Below are 14,400 nucleotides of genomic sequence, written 5' to 3'. Positions count from 1 at the left end.
TTACAGTACAATCTGTCTGAGGAGAAGGCACACTACAAAGCACGGTGAGGCGAGTTGCAGACTGCCTCTTGGCTTAAATCAGTATAAAAACCAGTGTAAGGATCGCCTTACAAGCACAAATAAGTGGTGCCATGAGGCCGCACGCTAATCATTGTTTTAACTCAGCGTTAAATGTGCGGCGATCCAGTCACTGTCTTCTCCCTCACAATTTCATTGCAAGGAGGGAGAATTCTGAGAATCGTTTATCCCATCTGTTGTGGCGTCGATGTACACAAGACATTTCTCGTCGCTACGCTCATCACAACGCAGGGTATCGTTCCGAGTTACAAAAAAAAGCGTTTTTCTACCTTTAACAAATCCATTCTGGCGTTTAAGCAGTGGCTGATTGACAACAACTGCTTTGACGTTTGCATGGAGAGCACCGGGAAGTATTATGTTCCCATATACAATTTGCTGGAGGACAGCATCCGGGTTACCGTCGCCAACCCCAAGTGGGTTGCTGCTGTTAAGGGCAACAAGGATGATGTCAAGGATTCCAAGTGGATCGGCGATCTTTTTCGCCTCGGTCTGGTTCCCGGTAGCTTTATCCCGTCCAAGAACATCCGCATTTTGCGGGAGTATACGCGATACCGCTTCAAGCTCGTTTCCTGTAAATCCAGCGAAAAGAACCGCTTTCAGAACGCTTTCACCGTTTGCAATGTCGCCCTTGATGCTGTCGTTTCCGACATGTTTGGCAAATCTGCCTCTTCCATCACGGACTACCTTGTAAACTCGGATTCTTTCGATCCAAAACATTGCGTTTCCTTGCTGCAACGCTCCTTGAAGAAGAAAGCCGACGAGGTCATCGAATCTATTGAGGGTTTTCAAATGTCTGCGGAACAGAAGACACGCATCCGTTTCGTCCGCAAACACTTGGATTTCGTGGAGCAGCTCATTGCCGACCTCGACCAAACCATCGCCCGGTTGGCTGCACCCTTGGAAAGCGCCATTGCCCTACTGTGTACCATTCCCGGAGTTGACCGTAACATAGCCATTACGATCCTCTCCGAAATTGGTACGGATATGTCTCAGTTCTCATCCTCGAAACGCTTATGCTGCTGGGGGGGACTAACGCCCGGCAACAATCAATCCGCAGGCAAAAAGAAGTCCGTTCGCATTACGAGGGCCGGGGTTTATCTCAAGCCCACGCTCGTGCAAGCAGCCCATGCCGCTGTAAAATCGAATTCTTCCGCTTACTACCGTATCAAATATGAGCGGATATCCAAGCGCCGAGGGAAGAAACGAGCCATAATCGCCATTGCCAGAATGATACTTACAGCCACTTATCATATGCTCCAATCAGGTGAAGTCTTCAATCCTTGTGACCTCTACCATGTTGATATGCCGGTGGAGCTTCGCAATAAGCAAAAGGAGAAAGCTTTGAGGCAAGCTGCTAAACTCTTGGTTGCCCATGGTATCGTAAACCCCGAACATATCACGCTGCCTGCTTAATCTTTCTGCGCTCTGCTTCCGTTAGGGCTTGTTTGCTATACCCTTTTTTAAGCTCAGGGGTCTTCGACGCTTGTCGAGAATGTTTTCACGCTACTGCCTCCCCCAGCATATAATAATAATTTCTTTAAATCGTAGTAATAGTAGTAAGGGATGTGGATATGTGGAAAGCCTTGAAAGAGCCGTTTTATTATTGAGTTTTTAAGTCTGAATAAAATGTGGACAAGTTAACTTGCCTGTCCACAATGCATCAAATAAAAAAGGATTATAAGATTTATCCACATGTTGATAACATTTTATCAGTCAAAATATCCACATACTAACCATTTTGGATTTTTTCAATAATACTTTTGATGGTCGCTTCCAGTTGAGGGTCTTTTTTAATATCGGCGGATATTTTCTCATGGGCATGGATGACGGTGGTATGATCGCGCCCACCGAATTCTTCACCTATTTTAGGTAAAGACATATCCGTGAGTTCCCTGCAAAGGTACATGGCCACCTGTCTGGGGAAGGCCACGTTTCTTGTTCGTTTCTTGGCTTTAAATTCATCCAGCCTTAAACCAAAATACTCAGAAACTTTATTCTGGATGAGGCTGGCAGTAATTAATTTAGGACGGGAATCAGTAATAATGTCTTTCAAAGCATCCATGCAGAGTTCCATGGTAATATCACGATTGCTTAAGGAAGAATAAGCGATAACCCGGATTAGAGCTCCTTCTAATTCACGGATGTTAGAATGTATTTTATTGGCTATGTAGACCATGACTTCATTAGGTACATCAAGATTTTCTATTTCTGATTTTTTACGCAAGATAGCAATCCTGGTTTCTAAATCAGGGGGTTGAATATCAGTAATTAAGCCCCATTCGAAGCGGGATCTGAGCCTGTCCTCCAAAGTGGGAATATCTTTGGGTGGACGGTCACTGGAAATAATGATTTGTTTATTGGCCTCATGCAGGGCATTAAAAGTATGGAAAAACTCTTCCTGGGTTCTCTCTTTACCGGCTAAAAACTGAATATCATCGACTAGCAATACATCGATATTCCTATACTTATTACGAAAATCCACCGTTTTATCGTCACGGATAGCGTTAATAAGTTCATTGGTAAATTTTTCTGAAGATACATACATGACTCGGGCATTTTTATGGTGTTCCAGGGCGTAATGGCCAATAGCATGCATTAAGTGGGTTTTCCCCAGTCCTACACCCCCATAAATAAACAAGGGATTATAAGCTTTGGCGATGGCTTCGGCTACGGCCAAGGAGGCAGCATGGGCGAACCTGTTGCTGTTACCCACGACAAAGGTATCAAAAGTATATTTTGGATTAAGTGTCATACCGCTGAAATCATCAAGCTGAAAAGAAGATTTCATGGCTGGACGGTTTTTTTCCAATTTTCCTCTTATTTCATGTTCCTGGCCGGGAATAACAAAATGTAATTTAACATCTCTTTTTAGTACATTCTCCGCCTTGTTTTTGATAAGGGAATAATAGCGGTTTTCCAGCCAGTCTTTGGCAAACTCGTTAGGAACACCTATTATTAAATGGTTGTCCTCTAGAGAGATTAAATGAGTTGATTTCAGCCAAGTTTCAAAACTAGGTCTGGACAATTCATTTTCTAACTGGGATAAAATTGCTTGCCATATTTCTGTGTTTTGGTTTTTCAACATTAAGAATCCTCTCCACTTCGCCAACCATTATAATTTGAAAGCTATAATTGCACTTATGCCTGCGGTGCAAAAAAAAGAATCCAGCCTAACTGGGTTCTGTCGTTTTTTATGTACTATAAATTAAAATTTCAATAAATAACAAGTTATACACAGTTTTATCCACAAGGTGTGGATAGTTTGTTAAGAATCTTCCTTTCATTAACAACATCATACCAAAATTACGTAAAGTTATCAACAAGCAAATCGGCGTATTAACAGATTGAAAGTATATTTATCCACAACCTGGGATATTTGTGCTTTTTTAATAAATTATATTTTAATAAATTTTATCCACATTAAGCTTTATCCACAAGCTTTTTTATATCCACAAATAGAACAAAAGCACGTATGTGAATAAGTTATATCCATATAAACCACTATCATTTTCTTGACATCTCTTAAGTACTGCTTTATAATTTTTGTGTATCTTTGCGTAGCTTTCGAGTATTTCAAGGGGAGGTGTTGATAGTGAAAAGGACTTATCAGCCCAAGAACCGTAAACATAAAAGAGTTCATGGTTTCTTATCAAGAATGAGAAGTCAAGGTGGTAGAAACGTTTTAAAGCGGAGACGTTTGAAAGGAAGAAAAAGATTGTCAGCATAAGGCCGCATCATGTGGCCTTTTATGAAAAATAGGTTAACGGTTAAAGCTTGGCACCAAGCCAAGTTTTCTTTATTAAAGTAGTTTTTTATACCTTCTTTATACTATGACTAAAAATGGGTATAATCCTCATAGGTGATAGAATTACCTGAGTTCAATAGGGGGATGCAATTGCTGCCTCGTAGATTTCGCCTCAAGAAAAAGGGAGATTTTAAAAAGACCTATTATCAGGGAAAGTCTTTGGCTAACAGCTATCTTGTACTTTATTCCTTTAAACGCCCGGAAAATAAAGAGTCGCGCCTGGGTTTTTCCGTTTCCAAAAAAGTTGGAAAAGCCGTGGAGAGAAATAAAATAAAAAGAAGGCTGAGAGAGGCGGCTAAGCTTCATCTCCATGAGCTAAAGGTACCATTCGATATTATTTTTATTGCACGTCCTAAAATAAAAGGAATTTCTTTTAGCGATGTTGAAAAAAATATGGTAGCTCTTTTACAAAGAGCCCATTTATTAAAAAAGGATGAATAAGGATGAAAGAAATCTTGTTAATGATTATTAGTTTTTATCAACGGTTTCTTTCGCCCCTTAAAGGACCAAGCTGCCGTTTTTACCCTACCTGTTCTCAATATGCCCTGGAGGCCGTGAGTCGATATGGACCATGGAAGGGCAGCTGGCTTGCCCTGAAACGTATTTTTAAGTGTCATCCTTTTCATCCGGGAGGCTATGATCCAGTAAAGTAAGGTAAGGAGGTGAACCTGTTTACAAAGAATTCTTTGTAACAGGAAAAATTTTGTGGCAAGCTTTAGTTGATGGTATCGCTGCAATGCTCAGTTTTTTTTATGGTATAACGAAAACCTTGGGTATTCCCAGTTATGGACTGGCTATTATCTTTTTGACACTGGTCATTAAAATCGTCTTATATCCCCTTAGTTATAAACAAATGCATTCTATGAAAAAAATGCAGGATATTCAACCTAAGGTAAAAGAACTGCAGGAAAAATATAAGAAAAACCCTGAAAAAGCCAACCAGGCCATTATGGAGCTTTACAAAGAAAATAAGGTTAACCCTATGTCTGGTTGTCTTCCTTTGCTGGTGCAAATGCCTATTTTAATTGCCCTGTTCCAGGCTTTGAGGGATTTTGTTTATGTAGATCCAGCCGCCGCTAAGTTTTTGTGGGTACCCCATTTAAAAGACCCGGATCCTTATTATATCATTCCGGTCCTGGTGGCCTTGACAACTTATCTCCAGTCCAAAGTCACTACACCCGCAAGTGGCGATAATCCTGCCGCCGAACAAACACAAAAGATGATGCTTTACTTCATGCCGCTCTTTATCGGTTATATCAGTTTGAATTTCCCGGCTGGGTTGGGTATATACTGGACTTTCTTCAGTATTTTTGGGGCCTTACAGCAGTTGTACATTAATCGTCAACCGGCAATGCAAAAGGGGGAAGTTGGTGGTAAATGAGAATTTTGGAGAAAACCGGCCGTACTGTCGAGGAAGCCGTTAGTCAGGCTTTAGCAGAATTAAAACTCAAGAAAGATGAAGTAGAAATAGAAATCTTAGAAGAGCCTAACAAAGGGATATTTGGTCTTTTTGGCAGCAAAAATGCCCGTGTCAGGGTCACCGAAAAACCAGATCCCATTAAAGCAGTGAAAAAGTTCTATGAAAAAGTAACAGCCCAAATGGGAGTCAAATCGGAAATTCTCGTGCGCGAGGAAGAAGATTTTATCAAAATGACTTTAATCGGAAATAATCTGGGTATTCTCATCGGGCGCAGGGGAGAAACCCTTGATGCCTTACAATACCTGGGAAACCTGGTTGCCAATAAGCATAACCTTGTTGAGCGGAAAAAGATTATCCTCGATGCTGAAGGTTACCGCAAACGAAGAGAAGACACGCTTGTTAAACTGGCGGCAAGGCTGGCTGAAAGAGTAAAAAGAACGGGTTATCGCGTGGTCTTAGAACCCATGAATCCGCAAGAACGCAGGATTATTCATACAGCGCTGCAAAATGATAAGAGAGTGCAAACCTATAGTGAGGGAGAAGAACCATTCCGTAAGGTGGTTATCGCATTACGTAAATAAAGGTAAGCATGGTTTCACATCAGCCTGGTAACAGCAAAACCAGGCTGGTTTTTTTATAATAGGACAGTAAGATATATTATGAGGGAATTGATTGGACAATACTAGAAATTAAGGTATAGTGGTGTGTAAAGAGGTGACCAAAGTTGATTAACGATACCATTGCTGCCATTACAACAGCCATGGGGGCTGCCAGTGTTGGTATTATCAGAATTTCAGGCAGTGAAGCAAGCGAAATTGCCGACAAAGTCTTTAGAAGTAAAAAAGGAAGAAGTTTAAAAGAAAAGAAAACCTATACGATTACTTATGGACATGTCGTCGATGAAGAAGGTAAGGTTGTGGATGAAGCCCTGGCCCTGGTGATGTGGGGACCCCATAGTTTCACGGGAGAAAACGTAGTGGAGTTACAATGCCACGGCGGTATGGTTATCTTACGAAAAGTGCTTGAATTGGTAATAAGAGCAGGAGCCAGGCTGGCTGAACCCGGTGAGTTTTCTAAAAGGGCATTTTTGAACGGTCGTCTTGACCTCTCCCAGGCTGAAGCCATTATGGACATGATCAACGCCATGACGGAGGAAGGGGCTCAGGCGGCTGTTAGTAATCTGCAGGGGGGCCTTTCTAACATCATTAAAGAATACCGTAAACAGATCTTAGAAATAATGGCTTATTTAGAGGCTGATATCGATTTTCCCGAGGAAGATTTCACGCGGTTAACCCCTGGAGAATTAGGCTTGCGTATTTCTCAAATTGCTGATGGCATTCATGATCTCCTACAAACTTTTCGCAGTGGACGTATCTTGCGCGAGGGTTTAAAAACAGTGCTAATCGGTAAGCCCAATGTGGGAAAATCCAGCCTGTTAAATGCTCTCTTGAAAGTAAAAAGGGCCATTGTCACGGATATTCCGGGAACTACCCGGGATGTGATCGAGGAATATTACAATCTAGGCGGGATACCCCTGGTTCTGATGGATACAGCCGGAATCCGGGAAACTGAGGATATAGTAGAAAAAATAGGTATGGAGAAAACCAGGGAAGCCGTAGAAGAAGCTGATCTTATACTCTATGTCTTAGATATTGTCCATGGTATTACAGAAGATGATGAAGCTTTTATTCGGCGGTATCCTAATGATAAAATCATAATTTTGGCCAATAAAATTGACCTATTAAAAGAAGAGTTCAGTGAAGAGAAAATCAGAGAAAGGGTAGCCCCCTACAGGGTACACTTTGTTTCGGCCAAAGAGGAAATTGGTTTAAAAGAGTTGGAAGAAGAAATTAAAGGTGTTTTCTTCGAAAATGGTTTTAACTTATCGGATAAAATTCTTTTAAATAATGTAAGACATAAAGAAGCTTTAGAAAGAGCTAAAAGAGCTTTGGAGAGTGCACACCGGGGCGTAGAAGATAATCTCCCTTCTGATTTTATTTCTATCGACTTACGTAGTTCATGGGAGCATCTAGGGGAAATAACAGGGGAAACACTGGAAGAGGATATTATCGATCAAATCTTTTCTCAATTTTGTCTAGGAAAATAGGTTACTTGGTAGTTGATAGTTGATAGTGAATGACGCTTTCCGTTTCCCGCTTCCCCACACCGAATTAATGTGTTATTACTATCGGAGTCGGATGTCGGAAGTCGGCAGTCGGAATTCGGTTCACGAGGTCCAGATAATGTTTTCATCAAGATGGAGGTCTAAGAAGTATGACTTACGAGGCTGGAAGTTATGATTGTATTGTGGTGGGTGCGGGTCATGCCGGTTGTGAGGCTGCCCTGGCCGCCGCCCGCATGGGCTGTAAGACCTTGCTTGTTACCCTAAACATGGACAATATCGCCCTTATGCCCTGTAATCCTTCCATAGGCGGACCTGCCAAAGGGCATCTGGTCAGGGAAATTGATGCCCTGGGGGGAGAAATGGGAAGAAATATTGATGATACTTATATTCAAATTAGAATGTTAAATACTGGAAAAGGACCGGCTGTCCATGCTCTGAGGGCCCAGGCTGATAAATACGCCTATCAAAGGAGAATGATTTATATTTTACAGGGGCAGGACAATTTGAATGTAAAGCAGTTATTGGTGGAGAGGATACTGGTTAGTGACGATAAAAGGGTAGAAGGGATTGAGACGAGTACCGGTGCCATTTTCCGGTCCCCTGCGGTCATTCTTTGCACCGGCACTTACCTGCGGGGAAAAATTATTGTAGGAGAAGTGAGTTACTGGGGAGGACCCAATAATCAGCATGCCGCCATGAATCTTTCCCATAATCTCCGGGAATTAGGTATAGAATTAGGCCGCTTCAAAACGGGTACTCCAGCCCGGGTTGACAGGCGGAGCATCGATTTTAACCAGATGCTTATTCAACCGGGTGATGAAAAGGAACATTACTTTTCCTTCTTGACGGAAAGAGGCACAGGTTATAACATTCCCTGCTACCTGGCTTATACCAATGAAAATACCCATACTGTGATCAGAAGTAACCTGCACAGGTCACCCCTCTTCAGCGGAGTGATTGAGGGGACAGGACCACGCTACTGTCCTTCTATCGAAGACAAAGTGGTGAGATTTGCCGATAAGGAACGGCATCAACTGTTTTTAGAACCTGAAGGTATGGGTACCTATGAAATATATGTACAGGGTATGTCCTCAAGTTTGCCGGAAGAAGTGCAAATGCAATTCTTGAGAACGATTAAAGGTATGGAAAATATGGAAATGATGCGGACAGGCTATGCCATTGAGTATGATTATGTAGTTCCTACCCAGCTGGGATTGTCCCTGGAGATGAAGCACATCAGCGGGCTTTTTTGTGCCGGTCAAATAAACGGTACCTCCGGTTATGAAGAAGCCGCGGCTCAGGGACTGATGGCCGGTATTAACGCTGCCCTTAAGGTAAAAGGAAGACCTCCATTAATTTTGAAACGTTCTGATGCCTATATAGGTGTTCTCATTGACGACTTGGTGACAAAAGGGACCAATGAGCCCTATAGAATGATGACATCCCGGGCCGAATACCGCCTGATCCTGCGGCAGGATAATGCGGACCTGCGTTTGACGGAGAAAGGATGGGAGGTAGGACTGGTAACGGCGGAGCGCTATGCCAGGTTTAAACAAAAAAAAGAACAGCTGGAAGCAGAAATGAAACGTTTAAAGGAAACCATTGTTACGCCCAGTTACCAGGAATTAGCCAAATTACTGGAGGAAAGGAACAGTTCGCCCCTAAGGCAAGGGATTTATCTTTATGATTTATTAAAGAGGACGGAAATTACTTACCAGGATTTAATCAACGTTGGCCTGGCTGCTGAACTGCCCGAAGATATCAAAGAACAGATTGATATTCAAATTAAATATGAAGGATATATTGCCAAGCAAATGTCCCAGGTCGAGCGTTTCGAAAAACTGGAAAACCGTGTAATACCGACTGACTTAGATTATTATGGGATTCAGGGTTTATCCAATGAGGCCAAACAAAAACTTGCCAGTATCAGGCCAACTTCCGTAGGCCAGGCCTCACGCATATCGGGCGTATCTCCTGCCGATGTTTCTGTTCTTTTGATTTATCTGGAGCAGCGCAGACGACAAGGGGGGATTGATGCGTGAAAAAAGATTTTTTAAAAGAACTTCTAGAGAAAAGTGAAATTTACCCCACAGCAGAACAACTGGAGAAATTTGCGGTTTTCCAGGAGGAATTACGAGAGTGGAACCAAAAGTTCAACCTCACCGCCATCGAAGAAGAAGAGGAGATCATCATCAAACACTTTTATGATTCCTTGTTAGGGATGAAGATTACCGGATGGCAATCCCGAAGCAGGCTTCTTGATTTGGGTACGGGAGCAGGATTTCCCGGCATACCACTGAAGATTATTAACCCAGATTTGCAAGTTACCCTTGTAGATTCTTTGCAAAAACGCATTGGTTTTTTAGATCATCTTATACAAAAATTACAGCTTACGGGAACACAGGCTGTTCATGGCCGCGCAGAGGAAATGGGGCAAAACAAGGAATACAGGGAAAAGTTTGATTATGTGGTTTCCAGGGCAGTGGCTAAATTATCTGTTCTGAGCGAATACTGTCTGCCCTTTGTGAAACCAGGTGGTAAATTTCTTGCCTATAAAGGTCCGGAGGGACTTGAGGAATATAATGGAGCAAAAAAGGCCATTCAAGAATTAGGCGGTAATCTTTATGAGATGAAGGATTTTGTTTTACCAAAGCAGGAAAGTAAAAGGCTCATTATCGTTATCCAAAAGACTGCACCTACCCCTGGCCGGTTTCCCAGACGGCCGGGAATACCGGCGAAAAAACCTCTCGAATAAATAAGGCTCATAACTGTACTGACTAGAATTTTTCCAGGCGTCCTGATCCCGGAGGAGGATACCTTTTTAAAAAGATTTGAAAAGATACTTTTAATATTATGGAAAAAAAAGTAAATACCAGCAGGAGATTTAACAAATAAGCCGAATATCATAGATATAGGAGGAAAGGGGGTAGTTCTTGTGGTGAGAGAATCTCTTACAAAACTTCTCGGAATTAATAGTAATCATATAGAAGAAAAGAATGATCAGGTGCGGGAGATCAGTATTTCCAATATAAAGGCCAATCCCTTTCAACCCCGCAAAATTTTTGATCCAGTCCAGTTGGAAGATCTGGCCAAGTCCATTAAGGAATACGGTGTGATTCAGCCCATTATTGTCCGGCGTGTGGACAACCATTATGAATTGGTGGCCGGAGAAAGACGTCTGCGCGCTTCACAAAGTATCGGCAAAAAAACCATTCCCGCTATTATCCGGAACTTAAGCGACCGGGAAATTGCCGAAATGGCTTTAATTGAGAATCTCCAAAGAGAAGACCTCAACTTTTTTGAAGAAGCCGAAGGTTATCACCGGTTAATACAGGATTTTGGTCTCACTCAGGAAGAAATAGCTAAAAGAGTGGGCAAGAGCCAGTCCACTATTGCCAACAAATTGAGATTATTGAAGCTTCCTGAGATGGTAAGAAATAATATCTCTACAGAAGTGATTACTGAAAGGCATGCCCGGGCCTTGCTGAAACTCCCTGATGCCGCTACACAGCTGGCAGCCTTAAAAGAAATATATGAGAAAGAACTGAATGTAAGGGAAACCGATGCTTTAGTGGAAAAAATTCTTGAGGATAAGAATATAGCCAACACAAACACGGAAAGAGGACAAAAAATCGTTCGTATTTTTAAGGATATGCGGATTTATCTCAACACTATACGTACGGCAGTCACCACCATCCAAGAAGCGGGTCTTGCCGCCAAAATGACCGAAAAAAACCATGAAGACTACATTGAAGTGGTTATTCAAATTCCTAAAATAAAAAATTAAAGGAACCGCAGGGTAAATGTTTCACGTGAAACATTTACCCTCTTTCTTTTGTATTATTTTATAAAAAAAACAAACATATGTTCCCGTGTTATTTCATGCTATATTTACTAAAAAAAGAACCGGTAAGATAATAACCTTTAAGAGGGGGTTGCTCCCAACTGGAGTTAAATACGTCCCTTTAAAGAGATAGTAATATTTGGTATAAAAAAGCTGTTTACTCATTTGCAAAAATAAATAAAACTAAGAAGGAAGACAAAAAGATATGTGGAAATATGAATTGTAATAGAAAACAAGAGGTGACGAAATGGGTAAGGTTCTTGTTATTGCCAATCAAAAAGGTGGTGTGGCTAAAACGACTACAGCCATCAACCTTGGTGCTTGCCTGGCTTCCTTAGGTAAAAAAGTACTTATCATCGATGTTGACCCTCAGGGTAATGCCACTAGTGGACTGGGTATCAACAAGACCAGCACGGGCCGTTGTATTTACGATTGTCTTATTAATGGCATGCCAATGAAGAACATCATTCTCTCAACTCAAGTAGATAATCTTTTTGTCGCACCGGCTACCATACAGCTGGCAGGCGCTGAAGTGGAGCTGGTTTCCGCCATCTCCAGGGAAATGAAACTGAAAAAAGCTATTGCCCCTATCAAAGATGATTATGAATATATTATCATTGACTGTCCCCCCTCTCTGGGTTTATTGACCCTTAATGCCATGACAGCGGCTGACAGTGTGCTTATTCCCATTCAGTGTGAGTATTATGCTCTGGAAGGTTTAAGCCAGTTAATGAATACCATCATTTTGGTAAAAAAACACCTAAATCCAGAATTGAAAATTGAGGGAACAGTTTTAACCATGTTTGACGCCCGTACAAATTTGTCCATACAGGTGGTAGATGAGGTTAAAGCCCGCCCGGAACTAAAAATGTTTAGTTCCATTATCCCGCGAAATGTACGTCTCAGTGAGGCGCCCAGCCACGGCATGCCTATTATTCTTTATGATCCCAAGTCCAAAGGAGCTGAACAGTACCAAGAGCTTGCGAAAGAGGTGATCGAACGTGAATAAAAAAGGTTTAGGAAAAGGACTTTCAGCCCTTATACCCAGTTCACCTGAATTGGTATCTTCTGATGAACCTGTAATGGAGATTGAAATACATAAGATCAGGCCTAACTCTTTTCAACCACGAAGAAGATTTGATGAAGAAAAATTAAATGAACTGGCGGAGTCCATTAAGGAACACGGTGTAGTACAGCCTGTGGTAGTGAGGCCTGTGGGTCCAGGAAAATACGAACTGGTAGTAGGGGAAAGAAGATTAAGGGCTTGCCAGCGTTTAGGTCTGGAGAAGATACCTGCTGTAGTTAAGGAATTCAGCGATGGACAGATGATGGAAATAGCCCTGGTGGAAAATATACAGAGGCAAGATCTTAATCCTGTGGAAGAAGCGGTGGCTTATAAACGCCTCATGGAAGAATTCAAACTTACCCAAGAGCAAGTTTCACAGAAGATCTCCAAAAGCAGGTCTTTTATTGCTAATATGGTAAGACTCCTTAATCTGCCCGATCCTATTTTGGACAAATTATCTGCGGGACAGTTGACGGTGGGACATGCTCGTCCCTTGCTGGCTCTTAACGGCGAGGAACTGCAAATAGCCATTGCCCAGGAAGTATGTGATAAAAATCTGTCCGTACGGGAAACAGAGAGTCTGGTCAGGCGGGCCGTTGAAGAGGAAAACAAAAAGGCAAAAGAAGAAAAAACCGAGAAAGAAAACAAGCTTTCCCCTATTATGCTGGATATTGAGGCCAAATTAAGGAGTCTTTTTGGGACAAAAGTTAAAATTAAGGACCAGGGTGAAAGAGGAAAAATAGAAATTGATTACTATAGTACCGATGATCTCGAAAGAATTGTAGCCCTGGTACTGCAAGGAGAAAATATTTAAGGAAAAAATTTAAACAAACAAGAGAGAATGTTTCACGTGAAACACTCATTCTAATATTATATAAGGATGAATATAAAGAAAAAATTAAAAAACACAGAATATGAAAAAGAAGGAAACATATGTTTCACGTGGAACAATGAAATTGTAAGAATGTTTCACAAATTACTAATAGTACTAGAAGGCACTAGCACTTTAGTATAATTGACAATATTTTATAAAATGAGATAAAATTATAGCGTTATAGTAATCTTTTTGCCCTTGCAAAAGGGCTAATTAGTTGATTGTAAATGTGAAGACTATCACATATTTTCCTAATGTTATAATTGATTCAGTAAGGAGGAATGTACAATGAGTTGTCAATGCCAGTGCAATGCAGGTAACGAACCAGAAATTTACACCTTCATTGACCAGATTGTTGAAAGGTACAAAGGTCAGGCGGGGTCGTTGATTCCTGTATTGCACCAAACCCAGCAGGCCCTGGGTTATCTACCCGAAAATGTTCAGGCCTACATTGCGGAAAAGTTGGGTATCCCTCTTAGTGAAGTTTATGGTGTAGTAAGTTTTTATACCCTTTTCTCCACAGTGCCCAAAGGCAAGTACAAAATCAGCGTTTGCCTGGGTACGGCCTGTTATGTAAAAGGCGCAGGTGATATCCTGGCGGAATTTGAAAAACAGTTAAAAATTAAAGTGGGCGAAACCACAGAAGATGGAATGTTTACTTTGGAAGCATGCCGGTGTCTGGGTGCCTGTGGTTTGGCACCTGTGTTGACCGTTAATGATAATGTTCATGGTCGACTGACTGTTCAGGACGTAGCTGATATAGTAAAAAAATATGTTGAGAGTAAGTGAAAGGGGGACGGCTGAATGCGGTCTTTGGAGGAATTAAAAGCCATTAAGGAAAAGGCGGAAAAGACGATTTCAGTTCGTGAAAATACGGGAGCATCTACAATTACCGTTGCTATGGGGACCTGTGGTATCTCCAACGGTGCCCGGGAGGTTCTCACTGCGGTGATCGAGGAACTTAACACCCGTGGTCTTGCTAATATCCATGTGACTCAGACTGGATGCCCTGGACTCTGCCATAAAGAGCCTATCGTAACTGTCACGGTCCCCGGGAAAAACCCCTATATGTACGGGAAGGTAACCCCGGAGAATGTGAAAAAAATTATCGTGCAGCATATTGTCAATAACCAGCCGGTTACCGAGTGGTTAGTGAATCTGGAAGAATAGGCCGGTCAGGCGTAGGAT

At 41.8% G+C, this 14,400-nt stretch carries 15 protein-coding genes; 14 read left to right on the top strand and 1 reads right to left on the bottom strand.

Going from position 1 to position 14,400, the window contains the following annotated elements; translation table 11 throughout:
* Positions 1 to 231 precede the first annotated feature (231 nt).
* The gene (locus BR63_RS13555; RefSeq protein WP_187142874.1) at positions 232 to 1,491 is read left to right on the top strand and encodes an IS110 family RNA-guided transposase; all 1,260 of its coding nucleotides are present in this window, start codon (positions 232 to 234) and stop codon (positions 1,489 to 1,491) included.
* A gap of 316 nt (positions 1,492 to 1,807) precedes the next feature.
* Here BR63_RS13555 and dnaA read toward each other — a convergent pair whose 3' ends face one another.
* Entirely contained in the window at positions 1,808 to 3,163 is a 1,356-nt protein-coding gene (gene dnaA / locus BR63_RS13550) for a chromosomal replication initiator protein DnaA (protein ID WP_034424117.1), read from the bottom strand.
* 507 nt (positions 3,164 to 3,670) lie between these two features.
* On the opposite strand from dnaA, the gene rpmH reads away from it, so the two are divergent.
* The 13 genes from rpmH to BR63_RS13485 all read left to right on the top strand — a co-directional run bounded on the left by rpmH (position 3,671) and on the right by BR63_RS13485 (position 14,382).
* Entirely contained in the window at positions 3,671 to 3,805 is a 135-nt protein-coding gene (gene rpmH / locus BR63_RS13545) for a 50S ribosomal protein L34 (RefSeq protein ID WP_081908244.1), read from the top strand.
* Between the two features lie 168 nt (positions 3,806 to 3,973).
* A complete protein-coding gene (gene rnpA, locus BR63_RS13540) occupies positions 3,974 to 4,324 on the top strand; it encodes a ribonuclease P protein component (protein ID WP_243269991.1) in 351 nt (116 codons plus the stop codon).
* Between the two features lie 2 nt (positions 4,325 to 4,326).
* Positions 4,327 to 4,536, top strand: coding sequence for a membrane protein insertion efficiency factor YidD (gene yidD / locus BR63_RS13535; protein ID WP_034424115.1), 210 nt, complete (start codon positions 4,327 to 4,329; stop codon positions 4,534 to 4,536).
* 50 nt (positions 4,537 to 4,586) lie between these two features.
* Positions 4,587 to 5,264 carry a YidC/Oxa1 family membrane protein insertase gene (locus tag BR63_RS13530; RefSeq protein WP_034424111.1) on the top strand — a complete coding sequence of 226 codons (678 nt, stop codon included), beginning with the start codon at positions 4,587 to 4,589 and terminating at the stop codon, positions 5,262 to 5,264.
* A complete protein-coding gene (jag, locus tag BR63_RS13525; protein ID WP_034424109.1) occupies positions 5,261 to 5,884 on the top strand; it encodes an RNA-binding cell elongation regulator Jag/EloR in 624 nt (207 codons plus the stop codon). The genes BR63_RS13530 and jag overlap by 4 nt, the downstream gene beginning before the upstream one ends.
* A 143-nt stretch (positions 5,885 to 6,027) precedes the next feature.
* Positions 6,028 to 7,410, top strand: a complete 1,383-nt coding sequence (gene mnmE / locus BR63_RS13520) for a tRNA uridine-5-carboxymethylaminomethyl(34) synthesis GTPase MnmE (RefSeq protein WP_034424107.1) — start codon at positions 6,028 to 6,030, stop codon at positions 7,408 to 7,410.
* A 167-nt stretch (positions 7,411 to 7,577) separates the two neighbouring features.
* Entirely contained in the window at positions 7,578 to 9,470 is a 1,893-nt protein-coding gene (mnmG, locus tag BR63_RS13515) for a tRNA uridine-5-carboxymethylaminomethyl(34) synthesis enzyme MnmG (protein WP_034424106.1), read from the top strand.
* On the top strand, positions 9,467 to 10,183 hold the full coding sequence (gene rsmG, locus BR63_RS13510; RefSeq protein WP_034424104.1) for a 16S rRNA (guanine(527)-N(7))-methyltransferase RsmG: 717 nt from the start codon (positions 9,467 to 9,469) through the stop codon (positions 10,181 to 10,183). Before mnmG ends, rsmG begins: the two co-directional genes overlap by 4 nt.
* A 183-nt stretch (positions 10,184 to 10,366) precedes the next feature.
* On the top strand, positions 10,367 to 11,215 hold the full coding sequence (noc, locus tag BR63_RS13505; protein ID WP_243269990.1) for a nucleoid occlusion protein: 849 nt from the start codon (positions 10,367 to 10,369) through the stop codon (positions 11,213 to 11,215).
* 304 nt (positions 11,216 to 11,519) lie between these two features.
* Positions 11,520 to 12,281 carry a ParA family protein gene (locus BR63_RS13500; RefSeq protein WP_034424103.1) on the top strand — a complete coding sequence of 254 codons (762 nt, stop codon included), beginning with the start codon at positions 11,520 to 11,522 and terminating at the stop codon, positions 12,279 to 12,281.
* A complete protein-coding gene (locus BR63_RS13495) occupies positions 12,274 to 13,152 on the top strand; it encodes a ParB/RepB/Spo0J family partition protein (RefSeq protein WP_034424101.1) in 879 nt (292 codons plus the stop codon). The genes BR63_RS13500 and BR63_RS13495 overlap by 8 nt, the downstream gene beginning before the upstream one ends.
* A gap of 348 nt (positions 13,153 to 13,500) precedes the next feature.
* Positions 13,501 to 14,001 (top strand): NADH-quinone oxidoreductase subunit NuoE, encoded by a 501-nt coding sequence (gene nuoE / locus BR63_RS13490; RefSeq protein WP_034424099.1) that lies wholly within the window; start codon positions 13,501 to 13,503, stop codon positions 13,999 to 14,001.
* Positions 14,002 to 14,016: 15 nt separating this feature from the next.
* A complete protein-coding gene (locus BR63_RS13485) occupies positions 14,017 to 14,382 on the top strand; it encodes a (2Fe-2S) ferredoxin domain-containing protein (RefSeq protein WP_034424097.1) in 366 nt (121 codons plus the stop codon).
* Positions 14,383 to 14,400 lie beyond the last annotated feature (18 nt).

The sequence above is a fragment of the Thermanaerosceptrum fracticalcis genome (assembly GCF_000746025.2).
GTDB classification, from domain to species: domain Bacteria; phylum Bacillota; class Peptococcia; order DRI-13; family DRI-13; genus Thermanaerosceptrum; species Thermanaerosceptrum fracticalcis.
This window is presented reverse-complemented; position numbering and strand designations above follow the sequence as displayed.

What these genes read in the sequence shown, in the direction of transcription:
- dnaA (WP_034424117.1), bottom strand. Translation starts at nt 3,163, where the DNA reads ATGTTGAAAAACCAAAACACAGAAATATGGCAAGCAATTTTATCCCAG.
- yidD (WP_034424115.1), top strand. Translation starts at nt 4,327, where the DNA reads ATGAAAGAAATCTTGTTAATGATTATTAGTTTTTATCAACGGTTTCTT.
- jag (WP_034424109.1), top strand. Translation starts at nt 5,261, where the DNA reads ATGAGAATTTTGGAGAAAACCGGCCGTACTGTCGAGGAAGCCGTTAGT.
- mnmG (WP_034424106.1), top strand. Translation starts at nt 7,578, where the DNA reads ATGACTTACGAGGCTGGAAGTTATGATTGTATTGTGGTGGGTGCGGGT.
- BR63_RS13500 (WP_034424103.1), top strand. Translation starts at nt 11,520, where the DNA reads ATGGGTAAGGTTCTTGTTATTGCCAATCAAAAAGGTGGTGTGGCTAAA.
- nuoE (WP_034424099.1), top strand. Translation starts at nt 13,501, where the DNA reads ATGAGTTGTCAATGCCAGTGCAATGCAGGTAACGAACCAGAAATTTAC.
- BR63_RS13485 (WP_034424097.1), top strand. Translation starts at nt 14,017, where the DNA reads ATGCGGTCTTTGGAGGAATTAAAAGCCATTAAGGAAAAGGCGGAAAAG.